At 71.7% G+C, this 13,736-nt stretch carries 13 protein-coding genes; 9 read left to right on the top strand and 4 right to left on the bottom strand.

Features of this window, described 5'->3' with window-relative positions:
- Positions 1 to 122: 122 nt before the first annotated feature.
- On the bottom strand, positions 123 to 704 hold the full coding sequence (locus tag ACFWVV_RS37155; RefSeq protein WP_384357487.1) for a MauE/DoxX family redox-associated membrane protein: 582 nt from the start codon (positions 702 to 704) through the stop codon (positions 123 to 125).
- A gap of 268 nt (positions 705 to 972) precedes the next feature.
- Between ACFWVV_RS37155 and ACFWVV_RS37150 the strand changes: the two genes are divergently transcribed.
- The 6 genes from ACFWVV_RS37150 (at position 973) to ACFWVV_RS37125 (ending at position 6,922) form a co-directional block, all read left to right on the top strand.
- A complete protein-coding gene (locus ACFWVV_RS37150; protein ID WP_384357485.1) occupies positions 973 to 1,914 on the top strand; it encodes a hypothetical protein in 942 nt (313 codons plus the stop codon).
- A 104-nt stretch (positions 1,915 to 2,018) separates the two neighbouring features.
- Complete coding sequence (gene argC, locus ACFWVV_RS37145) at positions 2,019 to 3,047, top strand: N-acetyl-gamma-glutamyl-phosphate reductase (RefSeq protein WP_384357483.1); 1,029 nt, start codon at positions 2,019 to 2,021, stop codon at positions 3,045 to 3,047.
- Positions 3,044 to 4,195: a bifunctional glutamate N-acetyltransferase/amino-acid acetyltransferase ArgJ gene (argJ, locus tag ACFWVV_RS37140; protein WP_384357481.1), complete on the top strand. Its 1,152-nt coding sequence runs from the start codon at positions 3,044 to 3,046 to the stop codon at positions 4,193 to 4,195. The genes argC and argJ overlap by 4 nt, the downstream gene beginning before the upstream one ends.
- Complete coding sequence (argB, locus tag ACFWVV_RS37135) at positions 4,192 to 5,163, top strand: acetylglutamate kinase (protein WP_384357479.1); 972 nt, start codon at positions 4,192 to 4,194, stop codon at positions 5,161 to 5,163. Before argJ ends, argB begins: the two co-directional genes overlap by 4 nt.
- Positions 5,160 to 6,368 carry an acetylornithine transaminase gene (locus ACFWVV_RS37130; RefSeq protein ID WP_384357477.1) on the top strand — a complete coding sequence of 403 codons (1,209 nt, stop codon included), beginning with the start codon at positions 5,160 to 5,162 and terminating at the stop codon, positions 6,366 to 6,368. The genes argB and ACFWVV_RS37130 overlap by 4 nt, the downstream gene beginning before the upstream one ends.
- A gap of 5 nt (positions 6,369 to 6,373) precedes the next feature.
- Complete coding sequence (locus tag ACFWVV_RS37125) at positions 6,374 to 6,922, top strand: arginine repressor (RefSeq protein ID WP_384357517.1); 549 nt, start codon at positions 6,374 to 6,376, stop codon at positions 6,920 to 6,922.
- Positions 6,923 to 6,937: 15 nt separating this feature from the next.
- Here ACFWVV_RS37125 and ACFWVV_RS37120 read toward each other — a convergent pair whose 3' ends face one another.
- The 3 genes from ACFWVV_RS37120 to ACFWVV_RS37110 all read right to left on the bottom strand — a co-directional run bounded on the left by ACFWVV_RS37120 (position 6,938) and on the right by ACFWVV_RS37110 (position 9,687).
- A complete protein-coding gene (locus ACFWVV_RS37120) occupies positions 6,938 to 7,651 on the bottom strand; it encodes a L,D-transpeptidase (RefSeq protein ID WP_384357475.1) in 714 nt (237 codons plus the stop codon).
- Positions 7,652 to 7,653: 2 nt separating this feature from the next.
- Positions 7,654 to 8,241, bottom strand: coding sequence for a pyridoxamine 5'-phosphate oxidase family protein (locus ACFWVV_RS37115; RefSeq protein ID WP_384357473.1), 588 nt, complete (start codon positions 8,239 to 8,241; stop codon positions 7,654 to 7,656).
- Positions 8,242 to 8,328: 87 nt separating this feature from the next.
- Positions 8,329 to 9,687 carry an NAD(P)/FAD-dependent oxidoreductase gene (locus ACFWVV_RS37110; protein ID WP_384357472.1) on the bottom strand — a complete coding sequence of 453 codons (1,359 nt, stop codon included), beginning with the start codon at positions 9,685 to 9,687 and terminating at the stop codon, positions 8,329 to 8,331.
- A 364-nt stretch (positions 9,688 to 10,051) separates the two neighbouring features.
- Between ACFWVV_RS37110 and argH the strand changes: the two genes are divergently transcribed.
- Genes argH through ACFWVV_RS37095 form a run of 3 tightly spaced genes read left to right on the top strand, consistent with a single transcriptional unit; the run spans position 10,052 to position 13,662 of the window.
- Complete coding sequence (gene argH, locus ACFWVV_RS37105) at positions 10,052 to 11,509, top strand: argininosuccinate lyase (RefSeq protein WP_384357470.1); 1,458 nt, start codon at positions 10,052 to 10,054, stop codon at positions 11,507 to 11,509.
- Between the two features lie 60 nt (positions 11,510 to 11,569).
- The gene (locus tag ACFWVV_RS37100; protein ID WP_384357468.1) at positions 11,570 to 12,118 is read left to right on the top strand and encodes a TetR/AcrR family transcriptional regulator; all 549 of its coding nucleotides are present in this window, start codon (positions 11,570 to 11,572) and stop codon (positions 12,116 to 12,118) included.
- Positions 12,115 to 13,662 (top strand): MFS transporter, encoded by a 1,548-nt coding sequence (locus ACFWVV_RS37095; protein ID WP_384357466.1) that lies wholly within the window; start codon positions 12,115 to 12,117, stop codon positions 13,660 to 13,662. Before ACFWVV_RS37100 ends, ACFWVV_RS37095 begins: the two co-directional genes overlap by 4 nt.
- Positions 13,663 to 13,736 lie beyond the last annotated feature (74 nt).

Below are 13,736 nucleotides of genomic sequence, written 5' to 3'. Positions count from 1 at the left end.
GCGCTGGAGGGCCCAGACGGGGTGGGCTTGCTCAATCGCCTCTCTCTCTGCCAGGCGCATCTCGTCCAGCCCGGGCCGTAACTCCCCCGGCCGGGCCTCCCCCCGCGTCCGGGCCGGGGCTCTCAGCTCTGTGCGCCGTTCGCCCCGGCGGTGGGGCCGCTCTGCGGTGCGGGCCGCTGCCCGGCGTCCCCGGGGGCGAAGCGTTCGGCCAGGTCGTCGGTGGAAAGCACCAGCACCGCCCCGATCAGCCCGGCGACGACCGCCGCCAGTACTCCCGCCCAGTGCGTCTGGCCCTGCCCGGCGCTCTGGCACAGCAGTCCGGCAGCGACCACGGCCAGCAGCGCCGCGTTGCGCACCACGTGGCGGGGGCCGATCGGCGCGGTGGTGGACCCGAAGCAGTTGCAGGACTGGTCCTTGCCCCGCAGGAGCACGCCCGCGATCCCGGCGGTGAACCCCACCAGGAGCACCCCCGCCACGACGAGGCCCGCCACCCCGCCCGGCCACGCCGCCAGCAGCACCACCGAGGCGGCCTCTCCGCCGACCACGCCCACCGCGACGGCGGGAGCGAGCGCGGCGGGCACCGCCATGTCACGGGTCGCGGTCACGAACGACCGGAACGACGCCGCCGAGAGCAGCTTGCTCGCCGCGGAGGCCACGAACACGACCCCCACCAGTACGCGGCACGCCAGCACGACGTATTCCACGGCCGACCTCACTTCCCCCGGGTTTTCAGGCAGCCGCCATCTAACCTCACACGCCTCGTGCGCAACAGGCGCAATCCCGTCAACGCCGCTTTGCCTACGTATCGTTGGGCGGCCGCCGCGGCAGGCGCGAGGGCGTGGGAGGGTCGACCGGGCGCTCGTCGCCCCACCGGAAGAGAGCGTGCCGGCCGCGTCCCGCACGCGTGCTCTGCTCTTCCGCTCGCGAACGCCGTCGCAGACGTGGGGGAACAGTATGGAGCGAGGGGACACAGTGGCGACCGGACCCAAGTACCGGCACGAACGCAGCATATGGACCACGTTCACCGGGTGGGGCATGCTGCTGAGTGCCCTCGGCTCGGCCGGCTGTCTGCTGGCGGGCGTGGGTTCTCATCCGCCGCTGTACGTGGAGCTGGGCCTCGCCGCGCTGGCCGTGCTCTTCGCGGCCGCCTGGATCCTCTCCTCCGTCCGCGCCCCCGGACGCGGCTCGTACTGGCGCAGGAGCGGGCCTGCGATCAGTTCCCCCCGTCCGGTGCGCAGCAGGCGCGCACTGGTGTGGCTGCTCACCATCCTGGCGCCGCTGGCCACCCTTGCCTGCGTGTTCCTCGGACTACTGGTTCCGCCGGACTACGCCCGGGAGACCGCACGGCTGGAGGCCGCCGGGCTGGGGGAGTACTCCGTGGCCGTGGTGCGGCTGGCGGGTGAGCCGGTCCGCGGTCACCACGCATCCGACGAGGACGTGTTCTATCGGACCGACCTCGTCCTGCGGGTCCCCTTCGACAGCGGCCCGCGCGAGGTGACGCTGCCCGCGATGTTCACCCGGTTCGAGCCGCCCACGGCAGGCATGACGATCGGGGTGTACTTCGCGCCCGGCGACCCCCGCCCCGACTCGCCGGTGAGCGAGGACGGTCGGCGCCCCCGGCTGGGAGCGCTGGGCAGCCTGATCGCTCTGTACGCGTCCGCGGTGCTGGGCGTCATGGCGCCGGTGCCGCTGCACCACTACCTCACCGAGGATCTGTCGGCGCGGGCGCGGCGGTTCTCTCCCGCCCGCCACCTCCCCGCGCTCGGCATACTCCTGCTCGGGCTGCTGCTGGCGCTGCCGACCGCACTTGGCCTGGAGGCGTCGGGCCACGCCCGTCTGCTCGCCTTTCTCGCCTGCCTCTGTCCGGGCGGCGCGATGGCCTGGGTGTGGCGGAGGCCGGCGCCCGGGGCCTGACGAGTGCGCTCAGCGGTGTGCCGCAGACACTGCTGCGGCTGCATGCGCCCTTTGCATAGAACTGCGTTCGTACGTATAGTCATGCCATCGACAAGGAGGGTCCGATGGCGGTCAGGGCAGCAGTGGCGGGAGCGAGCGGGTACGCGGGCGGGGAACTGCTGCGCTTCCTCCTCGTCCACCCCGACGTGGAGATCGGCGCCCTGACGGGCCACTCCCAGGCAGGTCAGACGCTCGGCAGCGTCCAGCCCCACCTCGCACCGCTCTCCGGCCGCGTCCTGGAGCCGACCACCGCCGAGGTCCTCGCCGGGCACGACGTGGTCTTCCTCGCGCTGCCGCACGGCCAGTCCGCCGCGGTCGCCGAGCAGCTCGGCGACGAGGTGCTCGTGGTCGACCTCGGGGCCGACTTCCGGCTGACGGACGCCGCCGACTGGGAGCGGTTCTACGGCTCCCCGCACGCCGGGACCTGGCCCTACGGCCTGCCCGAACTTCCCGGCGCCCGTGCCGCGCTCACCGGGACCCGGCGCATCGCGGTGCCCGGCTGCTACCCGACGGCCGTCTCGCTGGGCCTCTTCCCGGCGTACGCGGCGGGCCTCGCCGAACCGGAGGCGGTGATCGTCGCAGCGTCCGGCACCTCCGGCGCGGGCAAGACGGCCAAGCCGCACCTGCTCGGCTCCGAGGTGATGGGCAGCATGTCCCCGTACGGAGTCGGCGGCGGCCACCGGCACACCCCCGAGATGATCCAGAACCTGAGCGCCGTGGCGGGGGAGCGGGTCACCGTCTCCTTCACCCCGACGCTCGCCCCGATGCCCCGCGGCATCCTCGCCACCAGCAGCGCGAAGGCGAAGCCCGGAGTCGGCGCGCCCGACGTACGGGCCGCGTACGAGAAGGCGTACGCGGACGAGCCGTTCGTACGCCTCCTGCCCGAGGGGCAATGGCCCGCCACCGGCACCGTACACGGCTCCAACGCCGTCCAGATCCAGGTGGCGTACGACGCCGCCGCACACCGCATCGTCGTCGTCAGCGCCCTCGACAACCTCGCCAAGGGCACCGCGGGCGGCGCCGTGCAGAGCATGAACATCGCCCTCGGACTCGACGAGTCCACCGGCCTCCACACGATCGGAGTCGCACCGTGAGCGTCACGGCAGCACAGGGATTCACGGCAGCGGGCATCGCCGCCGGAATCAAGGCGAACGGCAACCCGGACCTGGCCCTCGTGGTCAACACCGGACCGCGCCGGGCCGCCGCGGGCGTCTTCACCTCCAACCGCGTCAAGGCTGCCCCGGTCCTGTGGTCCGAGCAGGTCCTCAAGGGCGGCGAGGTCACCGCGGTCGTCCTCAACTCCGGCGGAGCAAACGCCTGCACCGGACCCCGGGGCTTCCAGGACACCCACGCGACCGCCGAGAAGGCCGCGGACGTGCTGGGCATCGGAGCGGGCGAGGTCGCCGTCGCGTCGACCGGTCTGATCGGTGTCCTGCTTCCCATGGACAAGCTGCTCCCCGGCATCGCCACGGCGGCGGCCGCGCTCTCCGCACACGGCGGCGAGAAGGCGGCCATCGCCATCAAGACCACGGACTCCGTCCACAAGACCGCGGTGGCCGAGGGCGACGGCTGGACCGTCGGCGGCATGGCCAAGGGGGCCGGCATGCTCGCCCCCGGCCTGGCCACCATGCTGGTCGTCCTCACCACCGACGCCGACCTCGAAGCCCCGGTGCTCGACCGGGCGCTGCGCGACGCCACCCGCCTGACCTTCGACCGGGTCGACTCCGACGGCTGCATGTCGACCAACGACACCGTGCTGCTGCTCGCCTCCGGAGCCTCCGGGGCGGTACCGGAGTACGACGAGTTCGCTGCGGCCGTACGTACCGTCTGCGACGACCTCGCACGCCAGCTGATCGGTGACGCCGAGGGCGCCAGCAAGGTGATCCGGATCGAGGTGATCAACGCGGCCAGCGAGGACGACGCCGTCGAGGTCGGCCGGTCCATCGCCCGCAACAACCTCCTCAAGTGCGCCCTGCACGGCGAGGACCCCAACTGGGGGCGGGTGCTCTCCGCCATCGGCACCACCAAGGCGGCCTTCGACCCGGACGCGCTCAACGTCGCCATCAACGGCGTCTGGGTCTGCAAGAACGGCTCCGTCGGCGACGACCGCGACCTCGTCGACATGCGCTACCGGGAGATCAGGATCACCGCCGACCTCGCCGAGGGCACCGAGTCCGCCGTCATCTGGGCCAACGACCTCACCGCCGACTACGTCCACGAGAACAGCGCGTACTCCTCATGAGCAGGGACACGAGCTGCGAATCCGGATCCGGCACCCCCGCCAAGGCCACCGCCCGCAAGCACACCGCCCTCCCCAAGGCGCAGATCCTCATCGAGGCGCTGCCCTGGCTCACCCGGCACCAGGGCAAGACCGTCGTCATCAAGTTCGGCGGCAACGCCATGGTCGACGAGGAACTGAAGGCCGCCTTCGCCCAGGACGTCGTCTTCCTGCACCACGCCGGGCTCAAGCCGGTCGTCGTGCACGGCGGCGGACCGCAGATCAGCAGGCAGCTCGACGCCGCCGGCATCGTCAGCGAGTTCAAGGCCGGCCTCAGGGTCACCACGCCCGAGGCGATGGACGTCGTACGGATGGTCCTCGCGGGCCAGGTGCAGCGCGAACTGGTCGGTCTCCTCAACCACCACGGTGCGCTCGCCGTCGGCCTCACCGGCGAGGACGCGCACACCATCACCGCCACCCAGCACTTCCCGCAGATCGACGGCGAGAGCGTGGACATCGGCCGGGTCGGAGAGATCACCGCGCTCGACACAGGTGTGATCGAGGCGCTCCTCGCCGACGGCCGCATCCCGGTCGTCTCCTCGATCGCCCGCTCACAGGACGACGGACATGTCTACAACATCAATGCTGATACGGCGGCTGCGGCACTCGCTGCGGCGCTGGACGCCGAAACCCTGATGGTCCTCACCGACGTCGAGGGCCTCTACGAGGACTGGCCGCACAGCGACGACGTGATCAGCCGCCTCACCGCCACCGAGCTGGAGAAACTCCTGCCCGAGCTGGCCAGCGGCATGGTCCCCAAGATGCGCGGCTGCCTGCACGCCGTTCGCAACGGGGTGCACACCGCGCGCGTCATCGACGGCCGGGTCCCGCACTCGATCCTGCTGGAGATCTTCACCGACGAGGGCATCGGCACCATGGTCGTGCCCGACGAGAACGCGGCCGGCACGCCGCACGCACAGGGGGAATCATGAGCAACGCCGAACTCCTCGGACGCTGGCGGGGCGCCCTGTCCGACAACTACGGCACCCCCGGCCTGGCCCTGGTCCGCGGCGAAGGCTCCCGCCTCCAGGACGCCGACGGCAAGGAATACGCCGACTTCGTCGGCGGCATCGCCGTCAACGCCCTCGGCCACGCCCACCCCGCCGTCGTCCGGGCGGTCTCCGCACAGATCGCCTCCCTCGGCCACGTCTCCAACCTCTACGCCGCCGAGCCGCCCGTCGCACTCGCCGAACGGCTGATCGAGATCTCGGGCCGGCCGGGCCGCGTCTACTTCTGCAACTCCGGTGCCGAGGCCGTCGAAGCGGCCTTCAAGATCGGCCGGCTCACCGGCCGCGGCCACATGGTCGCCACCGTCGGCGGCTTCCACGGCCGCACCATGGGCGCCCTCGCCCTCACCGGACAGCAGGGCAAGCGCGAACCGTTCCTGCCGCTGCCCGGCGACGTCACGCACGTCCCGTACGGCGACGTGGAAGCGCTCAGGGAAGCAGTCACCGACGACACGGCACTGCTGGTCATCGAGCCGATCCAGGGCGAGCTCGGGGTCGTCGTACCACCCGCCGGCTATCTCGCGGCGGCCCGCGAGATCACCCGTGCCACCGGCACCCTCCTGGTGCTCGACGAGGTGCAGACCGGCATCGGCCGCACCGGACACTGGCTCGCCCACCAGGCCGAGGAAGGCATCGACCCGGACATCGTCACCCTCGCCAAGGGCCTCGGCGGCGGCCTCCCGCTCGGCGCGACCATCGCCTACGGAGCAGCAGCCGACCTCCTCGGCCCCGGACACCACGGCTCCACGTTCGGCGGCAACCCGGTCTGCTGCGCCGCCGGACTCGCCGTACTGGACACCATCGAGACCGACGGGCTCCTCGACCGGACCAAGCGCACCGGCGGCACACTGCGCGAAGGAATCCAGTCACTGGGGCACCCGCTGGTCTCCCACGTCCGGGGTGAGGGCCTGCTCCTGGGTATCGTCTTGACCGAGTCCCTCGCTCCCCAGGTGCAGCAGGCGGCTCAGGACGCCGGCTTCCTGGTGAACGCGCCCGCCCCCGATGTCGTACGGCTCATGCCCGCTCTGACCATCGGCGACGAGGTGGTGGACGCGTTCCTCCAGGCTCTGCCCGGCATCCTCGACGAGGCGAACGCCGCAGTACACGGGGACCAACGATCCGGAGAATGACGACGATGACCGAGGCGCAGGCGCGGGAGAACGAGCACGGAAACGGCGGGCCCGCGGTCCCGCAGACCCGGACCGCACGGCACCGCCGGATCGTGGACATCCTCAACCGGCAGCCGGTGCGCTCGCAGAGCCAGCTCGCCAAACTGCTCAGCGACGACGGGCTGAGCGTCACCCAGGCGACGCTCAGCCGTGACCTCGACGAGCTCGGCGCGGTGAAGATCCGCAACACCGGCGGCGAGCTGATCTACGCGGTGCCCAGCGAGGGCGGTTTCCGCACCCCGCAGGCACCGCTCGGCGAGTCCGCCAAGGAGGAGCGGATGCGCCGGCTCTCCGCGGAACTGCTGATCTCCGCGGAGGCCTCGGCCAATCTGGTGGTCCTGCGCACCCCGCCCGGGGCCGCCCAGTTCCTGGCCTCGGCCATCGACCAGGCCGAGCTGCAGGCGATCCTCGGCACCATCGCGGGCGACGACACCCTGATGCTGATCAGCCGCGACCCGGCGGGCGGCCAGGCACTGGCCGAGCACCTGCTGCGGCTGGCCCAGAAGGAACGCTAGGCCGGGACCCGGCGGCTAGTAACGGGTGATGCCGGTGACGCCCGAACGGGTCCCCACCGCGAGGTGCGGCCACCGCGCCGGATCGGCCCAGGCCAGGATCCGCCGCATCGCCTCCGCGGGGACGGACACACAGCCCGCCGTCGCCGCACGCCCGTTGACGTGCAGGAAGATGCCCGCACCGCGGCCGCGCACCGGCTCGTGGTAGTTGAAGTCGACGAGCAGGGCGTGGGCGTACTGCGTGGCGTACGTGTCCAGTTTCTCGGCCTCGCTGGGCCGGCAGTCGCGGGGGAGCCCCTCCACCCACCGGTTGTAGGCGTGCGAGGCGTTGTCCTGGCACCACCACGAGCGCGGGCCGATCCGCCGGTACGCCATCCGGGTGCCGGGCGGCGGGGCCGCCAGCCCGAAGGCGTACGGCAGGCCGTACAGCCCGGTCGGGGTGGTGCTGGTGCCCTGCCTGCGGGTGGCGCCCTCCGCCAGCCCGTTCGCACCGAACCGCGCCGCCGCCGACCCCGTGGCCACCCACTCCCCGCCGGGCCGCCGGTCCCACCAGGTCACGGTGCCCGTGGTGGCCGTGGCCGCCTCCGCCACGGCGGTGATCAGCTGACTGCCCCCGCCGGTGTCCGCCATCCGTGCGGGCAGCGGCGCATCCCCCGCGGGGACGGCCGGGACGGCGGGAACGGCCAGGAGGAGCGAGGCGAGGGCCAGGGCGGCGGCGCGCGGCAGGATCATCCTCAGACGGTACGAGGAGGAAGCGGCAGCGGCAGTCCCGGCAGGCCGTCGATGCTCGTCGCGATGTCGTCCTTCTTGGCGAAGTACGCGGACAGCGACTCGTCGCTCTCGCGCCCGAACCGCTGGGCATGCAGCGTGCGGTCCTCCTCGTAACTCATGAACGGCACGTTGTACCCGCAGGTGTCACGGATCCGCTCCGCCGTCACCACCACGATCGCCCGCAGTCCGTGCGGAGTGGTGTCGATGCCCTCGAACCGGGCCAGCAGCGGCTCGAAGCGGGGGTCGTCCCGGAAGACCGGCTCGCCCCTGCCGTGCACCCGCACGATGTTCGGCGGCCCTTCGAAGGCGCACCACATGAGCGTGATCCGCCCGTTCTCCCGCAGGTGCGCGACGGTTTCGGCGTTGCTGCCCGCGAAGTCCAGGTAGGCGACGGTGAGTTCGTCGAGGACGGCGAAGGAGCCCCGCAGGCCCTTCGGGGAGAGATTGACGGTCCCGTCGGCGGCCAGCGGCGCGGTGGCGGTGAAAAAGACCGGCTGCGCCTCGATGAACGAGCGCAGCCGGCCGGATATCTCTGTGTATGACTTTCCCATGGGCGCCATTCTGCGCCTCAGGAGCACCGCCGGGGGCGGAGTTTCACCAGGTGGGCAGCTCCCCGGGCGGAGGGACGGTGGCCCTGGCTAGTTCGGCGACCGCACCGGCGCGCTGTGCTCCCGCACCTCGTCCGGCGTCAGATACGCCTTGGTCCGCTCGAAGTCCTGGAGGGTCTTGGGCTTGTTGTCCTGGAAGCCGGTGCGGACGAAGTCGTCGCCCGCCACCGCGTTGAGGCCCCAGTTGACCAGCACGCGGGCGCGGGCCGTCAGGGTCGGCAGGGCCATCACGTGGTACCCGCGGGCCACCACCTGCGCGGGCAGGCCGTGCAGTTCGATGCCCAGCGGCTTGGAGACGGCGTCCGCCCCGCCCAGGTCGACGACCAGACCCAGGTCCTTGTGGATGTACGGCTTCAGGGGGGTGCCGGTCAGGTTCGCCACGATGTTGTCGGCGAGCACCTTGCCCTGGCGCTGGGCGTGCTGGGCGGTCGGCGGGCAGATCGCGTCGCCGCCCTTGGCCACGTCCGGGACCGCCGCCACGTCACCGGCCGCGTACAGACCCGTGTAACCCGGGACGGTCAGCTGGTTGGTGGTGATGATCCGGCCGCGCAGGGTGGGTGCGCCGAGCGTCGTGACCAGGGGGCTCGCCGCGACGCCCGCCGTCCAGATCAGGGTGCGCGACGGCAGGGTGCGGCCGTCGGTGAGCTTGACGGTGGTCTCGTCGACGGAGGCCACCGAGGTGCCCAGCGAGAACTCGATGCCGCGCTTGCGCAGCATGGCCATCGCCCTGATGCCGAGCTTCTCGCCCAGCTCCGGGAGCAGCCGCGGGGCGACGTCCACCAGGTGCCAGCGGACGAGGGAGGGGTCCAGGCGCGGGTAGCGCTTGAGTGCGTTCGTCGTCAGGCGCTGCAGGCAGGCGGCGGTTTCCACGCCCGCGTAGCCGCCGCCGACCACCACGAACTGGAGGCGGGCCCGCCGCTCCTCCTCGTCGACGGCTGCCGCCGCCAGATCGAGCTGTTCGATCACATGGTCGCGGATGTAGGCGCCTTGCCCGAGCGTCTTCACGCCGAGCGCGTGGTCGGTGAGGCCCGGGATGTCGAAGGTGCGGGTGGTGGACCCGGCGGCGATCACCAGGTGGTCGTACGGCTTCGCGGTGATCTCGCCCGTCGTCCTGCGGACGATGCACACCTTGGCCTCGGCGTCGATGCCGATGCACGCACCGGGCACGATCTTCGTACGGCGCAGCCTGCGGCGCAGCGAGACGGCGACCGACTGCGGGGTGAGGACACCCGCCGCCACATGGGGCAGGAGGGGGAGGTAGAGCTGGTAGTCCTGGGGGGAGATGAGGATCAGTTCGGCGTCGCGCGGGGAGAGCTTGCGTTCCAGCCGATGCAGGCACTCGATGCCGACGAAGCCTGCGCCGACCACCACGATCCTCGGTCGCGTCATGCTGTCCACCGTTCCTCCGCCTCTGTACGACGTCCGCAGGTCCGTGCCCGTGACCGCCGGGTCCGTCGTTCGGCCGCCGATCACTCATGACCGCGCCTGCCCGGGATCTCTCCCAGCATTACGGCTGACTCGCGGGCTCGCCTCCCGAGTGGCCCACCGGAGGGGCGGACGGGGCGGGGAGAGAAGGGACGACGGGCTCCGCGGACGGCTTTGACAATCCATGCGGCGCTCCGCATAATTATGCCAATCGCCGCATGAAACCACACCGCGCACCCCGTGCTCGTTAACCGGTAGGACGCGTGGCTCTTCCGTTCCTCCACGTGAGGAGGCCACGGCACATCGACATCCCTGAGGAGTTCCAGCTGTGAGCAGCAACACCGGTGAAGGCAGGCTCTGGGGCGGCCGGTTCGCAGACGGCCCCGCCGAGGCCCTGGCCAAGCTGTCCGCGTCCGTCCACTTCGACTGGGTCCTGGCGCCGTACGACATCGCCGGGTCCCGCGCCCACGCCCGCGTCCTGAACAAGGCCGGACTGCTCACCGCCGACGAGCTGACCGCCATGCTGGCCGGGCTCGACCGGCTCGAAGCGGACGTCGCGTCCGGCGACTTCACCGGTACGGTCGCCGACGAGGACGTGCACTCCGCGCTGGAGCGGGGACTCATCGAACGGCTCGGCGCCGACCTCGGCGGCAAACTGCGGGCCGGACGCTCCCGCAACGACCAGGTCGCCACCCTCTTCCGGATGTACCTCCGCGACCACGCCCGGATCATCGGCGGCCTGATCGCCGACCTCCAGGAGGCGCTGATCGGTCTCGCCGAGGCCCACCCCGACGTGGCGATGCCCGGCCGTACCCACCTCCAGCACGCACAGCCCGTGCTCTTCGCGCACCACGTCCTGGCGCACGTGCAGCCGCTGACGAGGGACGCCGAGCGGCTGCGCCAGTGGGACGCGCGCACGGCCGTCTCGCCCTACGGCTCGGGCGCACTGGCGGGTTCCTCGCTCGGCCTCGACCCGGAGGCGGTCGCCGCCGACCTCGGCTTCGAGCACGGCTCGGTCGGCAACTCCATCGACGGCACGGCGTCCCGGGACTTCGTCGCCGAATTCGCCTTCATCACCGCGATGATCGGGATCAACCTCTCGCGCATCGCGGAGGAGATCATCATCTGGAACACGAAGGAGTTCTCCTTCGTCACGCTGCACGACGCCTTCTCCACCGGCTCCTCGATCATGCCGCAGAAGAAGAACCCGGACATCGCGGAGCTGGCGCGCGGCAAGTCCGGCCGGCTGATCGGCAACCTCACCGGCCTCCTGGCCACCCTCAAGGCCCTGCCGCTCGCGTACAACCGCGACCTCCAGGAGGACAAGGAGCCCGTCTTCGACTCCTGCGACACGCTGGAGGTGCTGCTGCCGGCCTTCACCGGGATGATGGCCACCCTCACGGTGAACCGCGAGCGGATGCAGGAGCTGGCCCCGGCGGGCTTTTCGCTGGCCACCGACATCGCGGAGTGGCTGGTCAAGCAGGGAGTGCCGTTCCGGGTCGCGCACGAGGTCGCGGGGGAGTGCGTGAAGGTGTGCGAGGCGCAGGGGATCGAGCTGGACGAGCTGACGGACGAGCAGTTCGCCAAGATCTCCGAGCACCTGACCCCCGAGGTGCGCACGGTCCTCAACGTCCCCGGCGCGCTGGCCTCCCGCAGCGGCAGGGGCGGCACCGCGCCCTCGGCGGTTGCCGTCCAGCTCGCCGAGCTGAAGGCGGACCTGGCGACGCAGCAGGACTGGGCGGGCGCCAAGAAGACGCAGCAGGCCTGGGTGAGCGCCAAGAAGTAGCCGCTCGCGGACAGCAGCCTGCGTGAGACATCAACGTCTCACGCGGGCTATGCTTGTCTCATGACAGTCGACCGCGAGCGCGTTCTGCGCTCCGCCGCCGCCCTCCTCACCCGCAAGGCGACCTCCACCATGGACGAGGTCGCCAAGGCCGCGGGCATCGGACGCGCCACCCTGCACCGGCACTTCGCCGGCCGCGACGCCCTCATCAAGGCACTGGAGGAGTTCGGCCTGACAGAGCTGGACGCCGCGCTGGACGCCGCCGCCCTCGACGAGGGCCCGGCCGCCGACGCCGTGCGCCGCCTGGTCCGCGAGGTCGAACCGGTCGCCGGTCTGTTCGCCTTCCTGATCACCGAGAACCAGCTCTTCGAAGCCGGCCAGAACCCCGGCTGGGACCGTGTCGACGCCCGACTGGGCGCCCTCTTCCGGCGCGGCCAGGAGAACGGCGAGTTCCGCATCGACCTCAGCCCGGCCTGGCTGACCGACGCGCTCTACGGGCTCGTCTCGGCGGCGGCCTGGTCCGTCCAGGACGGCCGGAGCGCCGCGAAGGACTTCCCGCACATGATCGTCGAGTTGCTGCTCGGCGGCGCACGGCGGAGCGTGGAGAAATGACAAGCACCGACCGGCGCGCGCACGGGGCGGAGCCGGACGCGACCTCCCGCTTCGGCCGCTGGCTGGCCCTCGCCGTCCTCGTCCTCGCCGTGCTCCTGGTCGCCGTCGACGCGACCGTGCTCGGCCTCGCGACCCCCTTCCTGAGCGAGGACCTCAAACCGTCCGGCACCCAGCTGCTGTGGATCGGTGACGTCTATTCGTTCGTCATCGCGGGCCTGCTGGTCTCCATGGGCAGCCTCGGCGACCGGATCGGCCGCAAGAAACTGCTGCTCACGGGTGCCGTCGCCTTCGGCGCGGTGTCCGTGCTGAACGCCTACGCGAGCAGCCCGGAGATGATGATCCTGGCCCGCGCGCTGCTCGGCGTCGCCGGTGCCACGCTCATGCCGTCCACCCTGGCGCTCATCCGCAACATCTTCCACGACCCCAGGGAACGCAGCCTCGCCGTCGGCATCTGGGGCGCCGCCGCCTCGGCGGGCGCCGCCGTCGGCCCGGTCGTCGGCGGATTCCTGCTCGAACACTTCTGGTGGGGCTCGGTCTTCCTCATCAACCTGCCCGTGATGGCCGTCCTGGTCGTCGTCGGCATCAAGCTGCTTCCCGAGTCCAAGGACCCTCATCCCGGACCGTGGGACCTGCTCAGCGTGGCCCTGTCCCTGGTCGGCATGGTCGCCGTCGTGTACGCCATCAAGGAAGCGGCCGTCCACGGCTTCCGCTGGGACATCGCCGCCGCGGCGGCCGTCGGCGTCGCCGCGCTGTACTGGTTCGTACGGCGCCAGCGCACGCTGGAGTCCCCGCTGCTGGACATGCGGCTCTTCGAGCACCGCGGCTTCTCCGGCGCGGTGCTCGCCGACCTGCTGACCATCCTGGGCCTCGCCGGGCTGGTCTTCTTCCTGTCCCAGTTCCTCCAGTTGGTCCAGGGCCGCACCCCGCTGAACGCCGGACTCATCGAACTCCCCGCCGCGGTCGGCGCCGTGATCGCGGGTCTCGCCGCCGGCTTCTTCGCCCGCCGGGTGTCCGTGCGCGCCGCCGTCTCCGGCGGTCTCGTCGCGGTCGGCCTGGCCCTCGCCGCCTGCACGGTCTTCACCGCCGACACCGGCGAGATCGCGCTCGGCAGCGCCCTCTTCCTCGGCGGACTCGGCGCCGGCCTGGCGTTCACGGTCACCGCAGACGTCATCCTCTCCAGCGTCCCGAAGGAACAGGCGGGCGCCGCCTCCGCCGTGTCCGAGACGGCCTACGAACTCGGCGCGGCCCTCGGTATCGCGCTGCTCGGCTCGATCGTGACCGGCATCTACCGCGGCTTCCCGGTCCCGGCCGGGGTCCCCGCCGACGTCTCGGAGGCCGCCCACGACTCGCTCGGCGGAGCCGTCGAGTCCACGTCGAAGCTGCCGCCCGACCTGCGCACGACGCTCCTCGACTCCGCCAAGCACTCCTTCACCGACGGCTTCCAGACGGCGGCCCTGGCCGGCGCGCTGGTGCTGTTCGCGACGGCGGTCGCGGCGTGGTTCATGCTGCGCGGACAGAAGCTGGAAGAGAGCATCGAGCACTGACCCGCCCGCGCGGACGCCCCGGGCGACCGTACGGCCGCGCCCACGCGAGGCTGTCTCTTATACACATCTCCGAG

The organism is Streptomyces sp. NPDC058663 (assembly GCF_042716745.1).
In the GTDB taxonomy this organism is placed as follows: Bacteria; Actinomycetota; Actinomycetes; order Streptomycetales; family Streptomycetaceae; genus Streptomyces.
This window is presented reverse-complemented; position numbering and strand designations above follow the sequence as displayed.

Coding starts and splice junctions, on each gene's coding strand:
- argC (WP_384357483.1), top strand. CDS start 2,019: ATGGCGGTCAGGGCAGCAGTGGCGGGAGCGAGCGGGTACGCGGGCGGG.
- argB (WP_384357479.1), top strand. CDS start 4,192: ATGAGCAGGGACACGAGCTGCGAATCCGGATCCGGCACCCCCGCCAAG.
- ACFWVV_RS37130 (WP_384357477.1), top strand. CDS start 5,160: ATGAGCAACGCCGAACTCCTCGGACGCTGGCGGGGCGCCCTGTCCGAC.
- ACFWVV_RS37125 (WP_384357517.1), top strand. CDS start 6,374: ATGACCGAGGCGCAGGCGCGGGAGAACGAGCACGGAAACGGCGGGCCC.
- ACFWVV_RS37120 (WP_384357475.1), bottom strand. CDS start 7,651: ATGATCCTGCCGCGCGCCGCCGCCCTGGCCCTCGCCTCGCTCCTCCTG.
- ACFWVV_RS37115 (WP_384357473.1), bottom strand. CDS start 8,241: ATGGGAAAGTCATACACAGAGATATCCGGCCGGCTGCGCTCGTTCATC.
- ACFWVV_RS37110 (WP_384357472.1), bottom strand. CDS start 9,687: ATGACGCGACCGAGGATCGTGGTGGTCGGCGCAGGCTTCGTCGGCATC.
- ACFWVV_RS37100 (WP_384357468.1), top strand. CDS start 11,570: ATGACAGTCGACCGCGAGCGCGTTCTGCGCTCCGCCGCCGCCCTCCTC.
- ACFWVV_RS37095 (WP_384357466.1), top strand. CDS start 12,115: ATGACAAGCACCGACCGGCGCGCGCACGGGGCGGAGCCGGACGCGACC.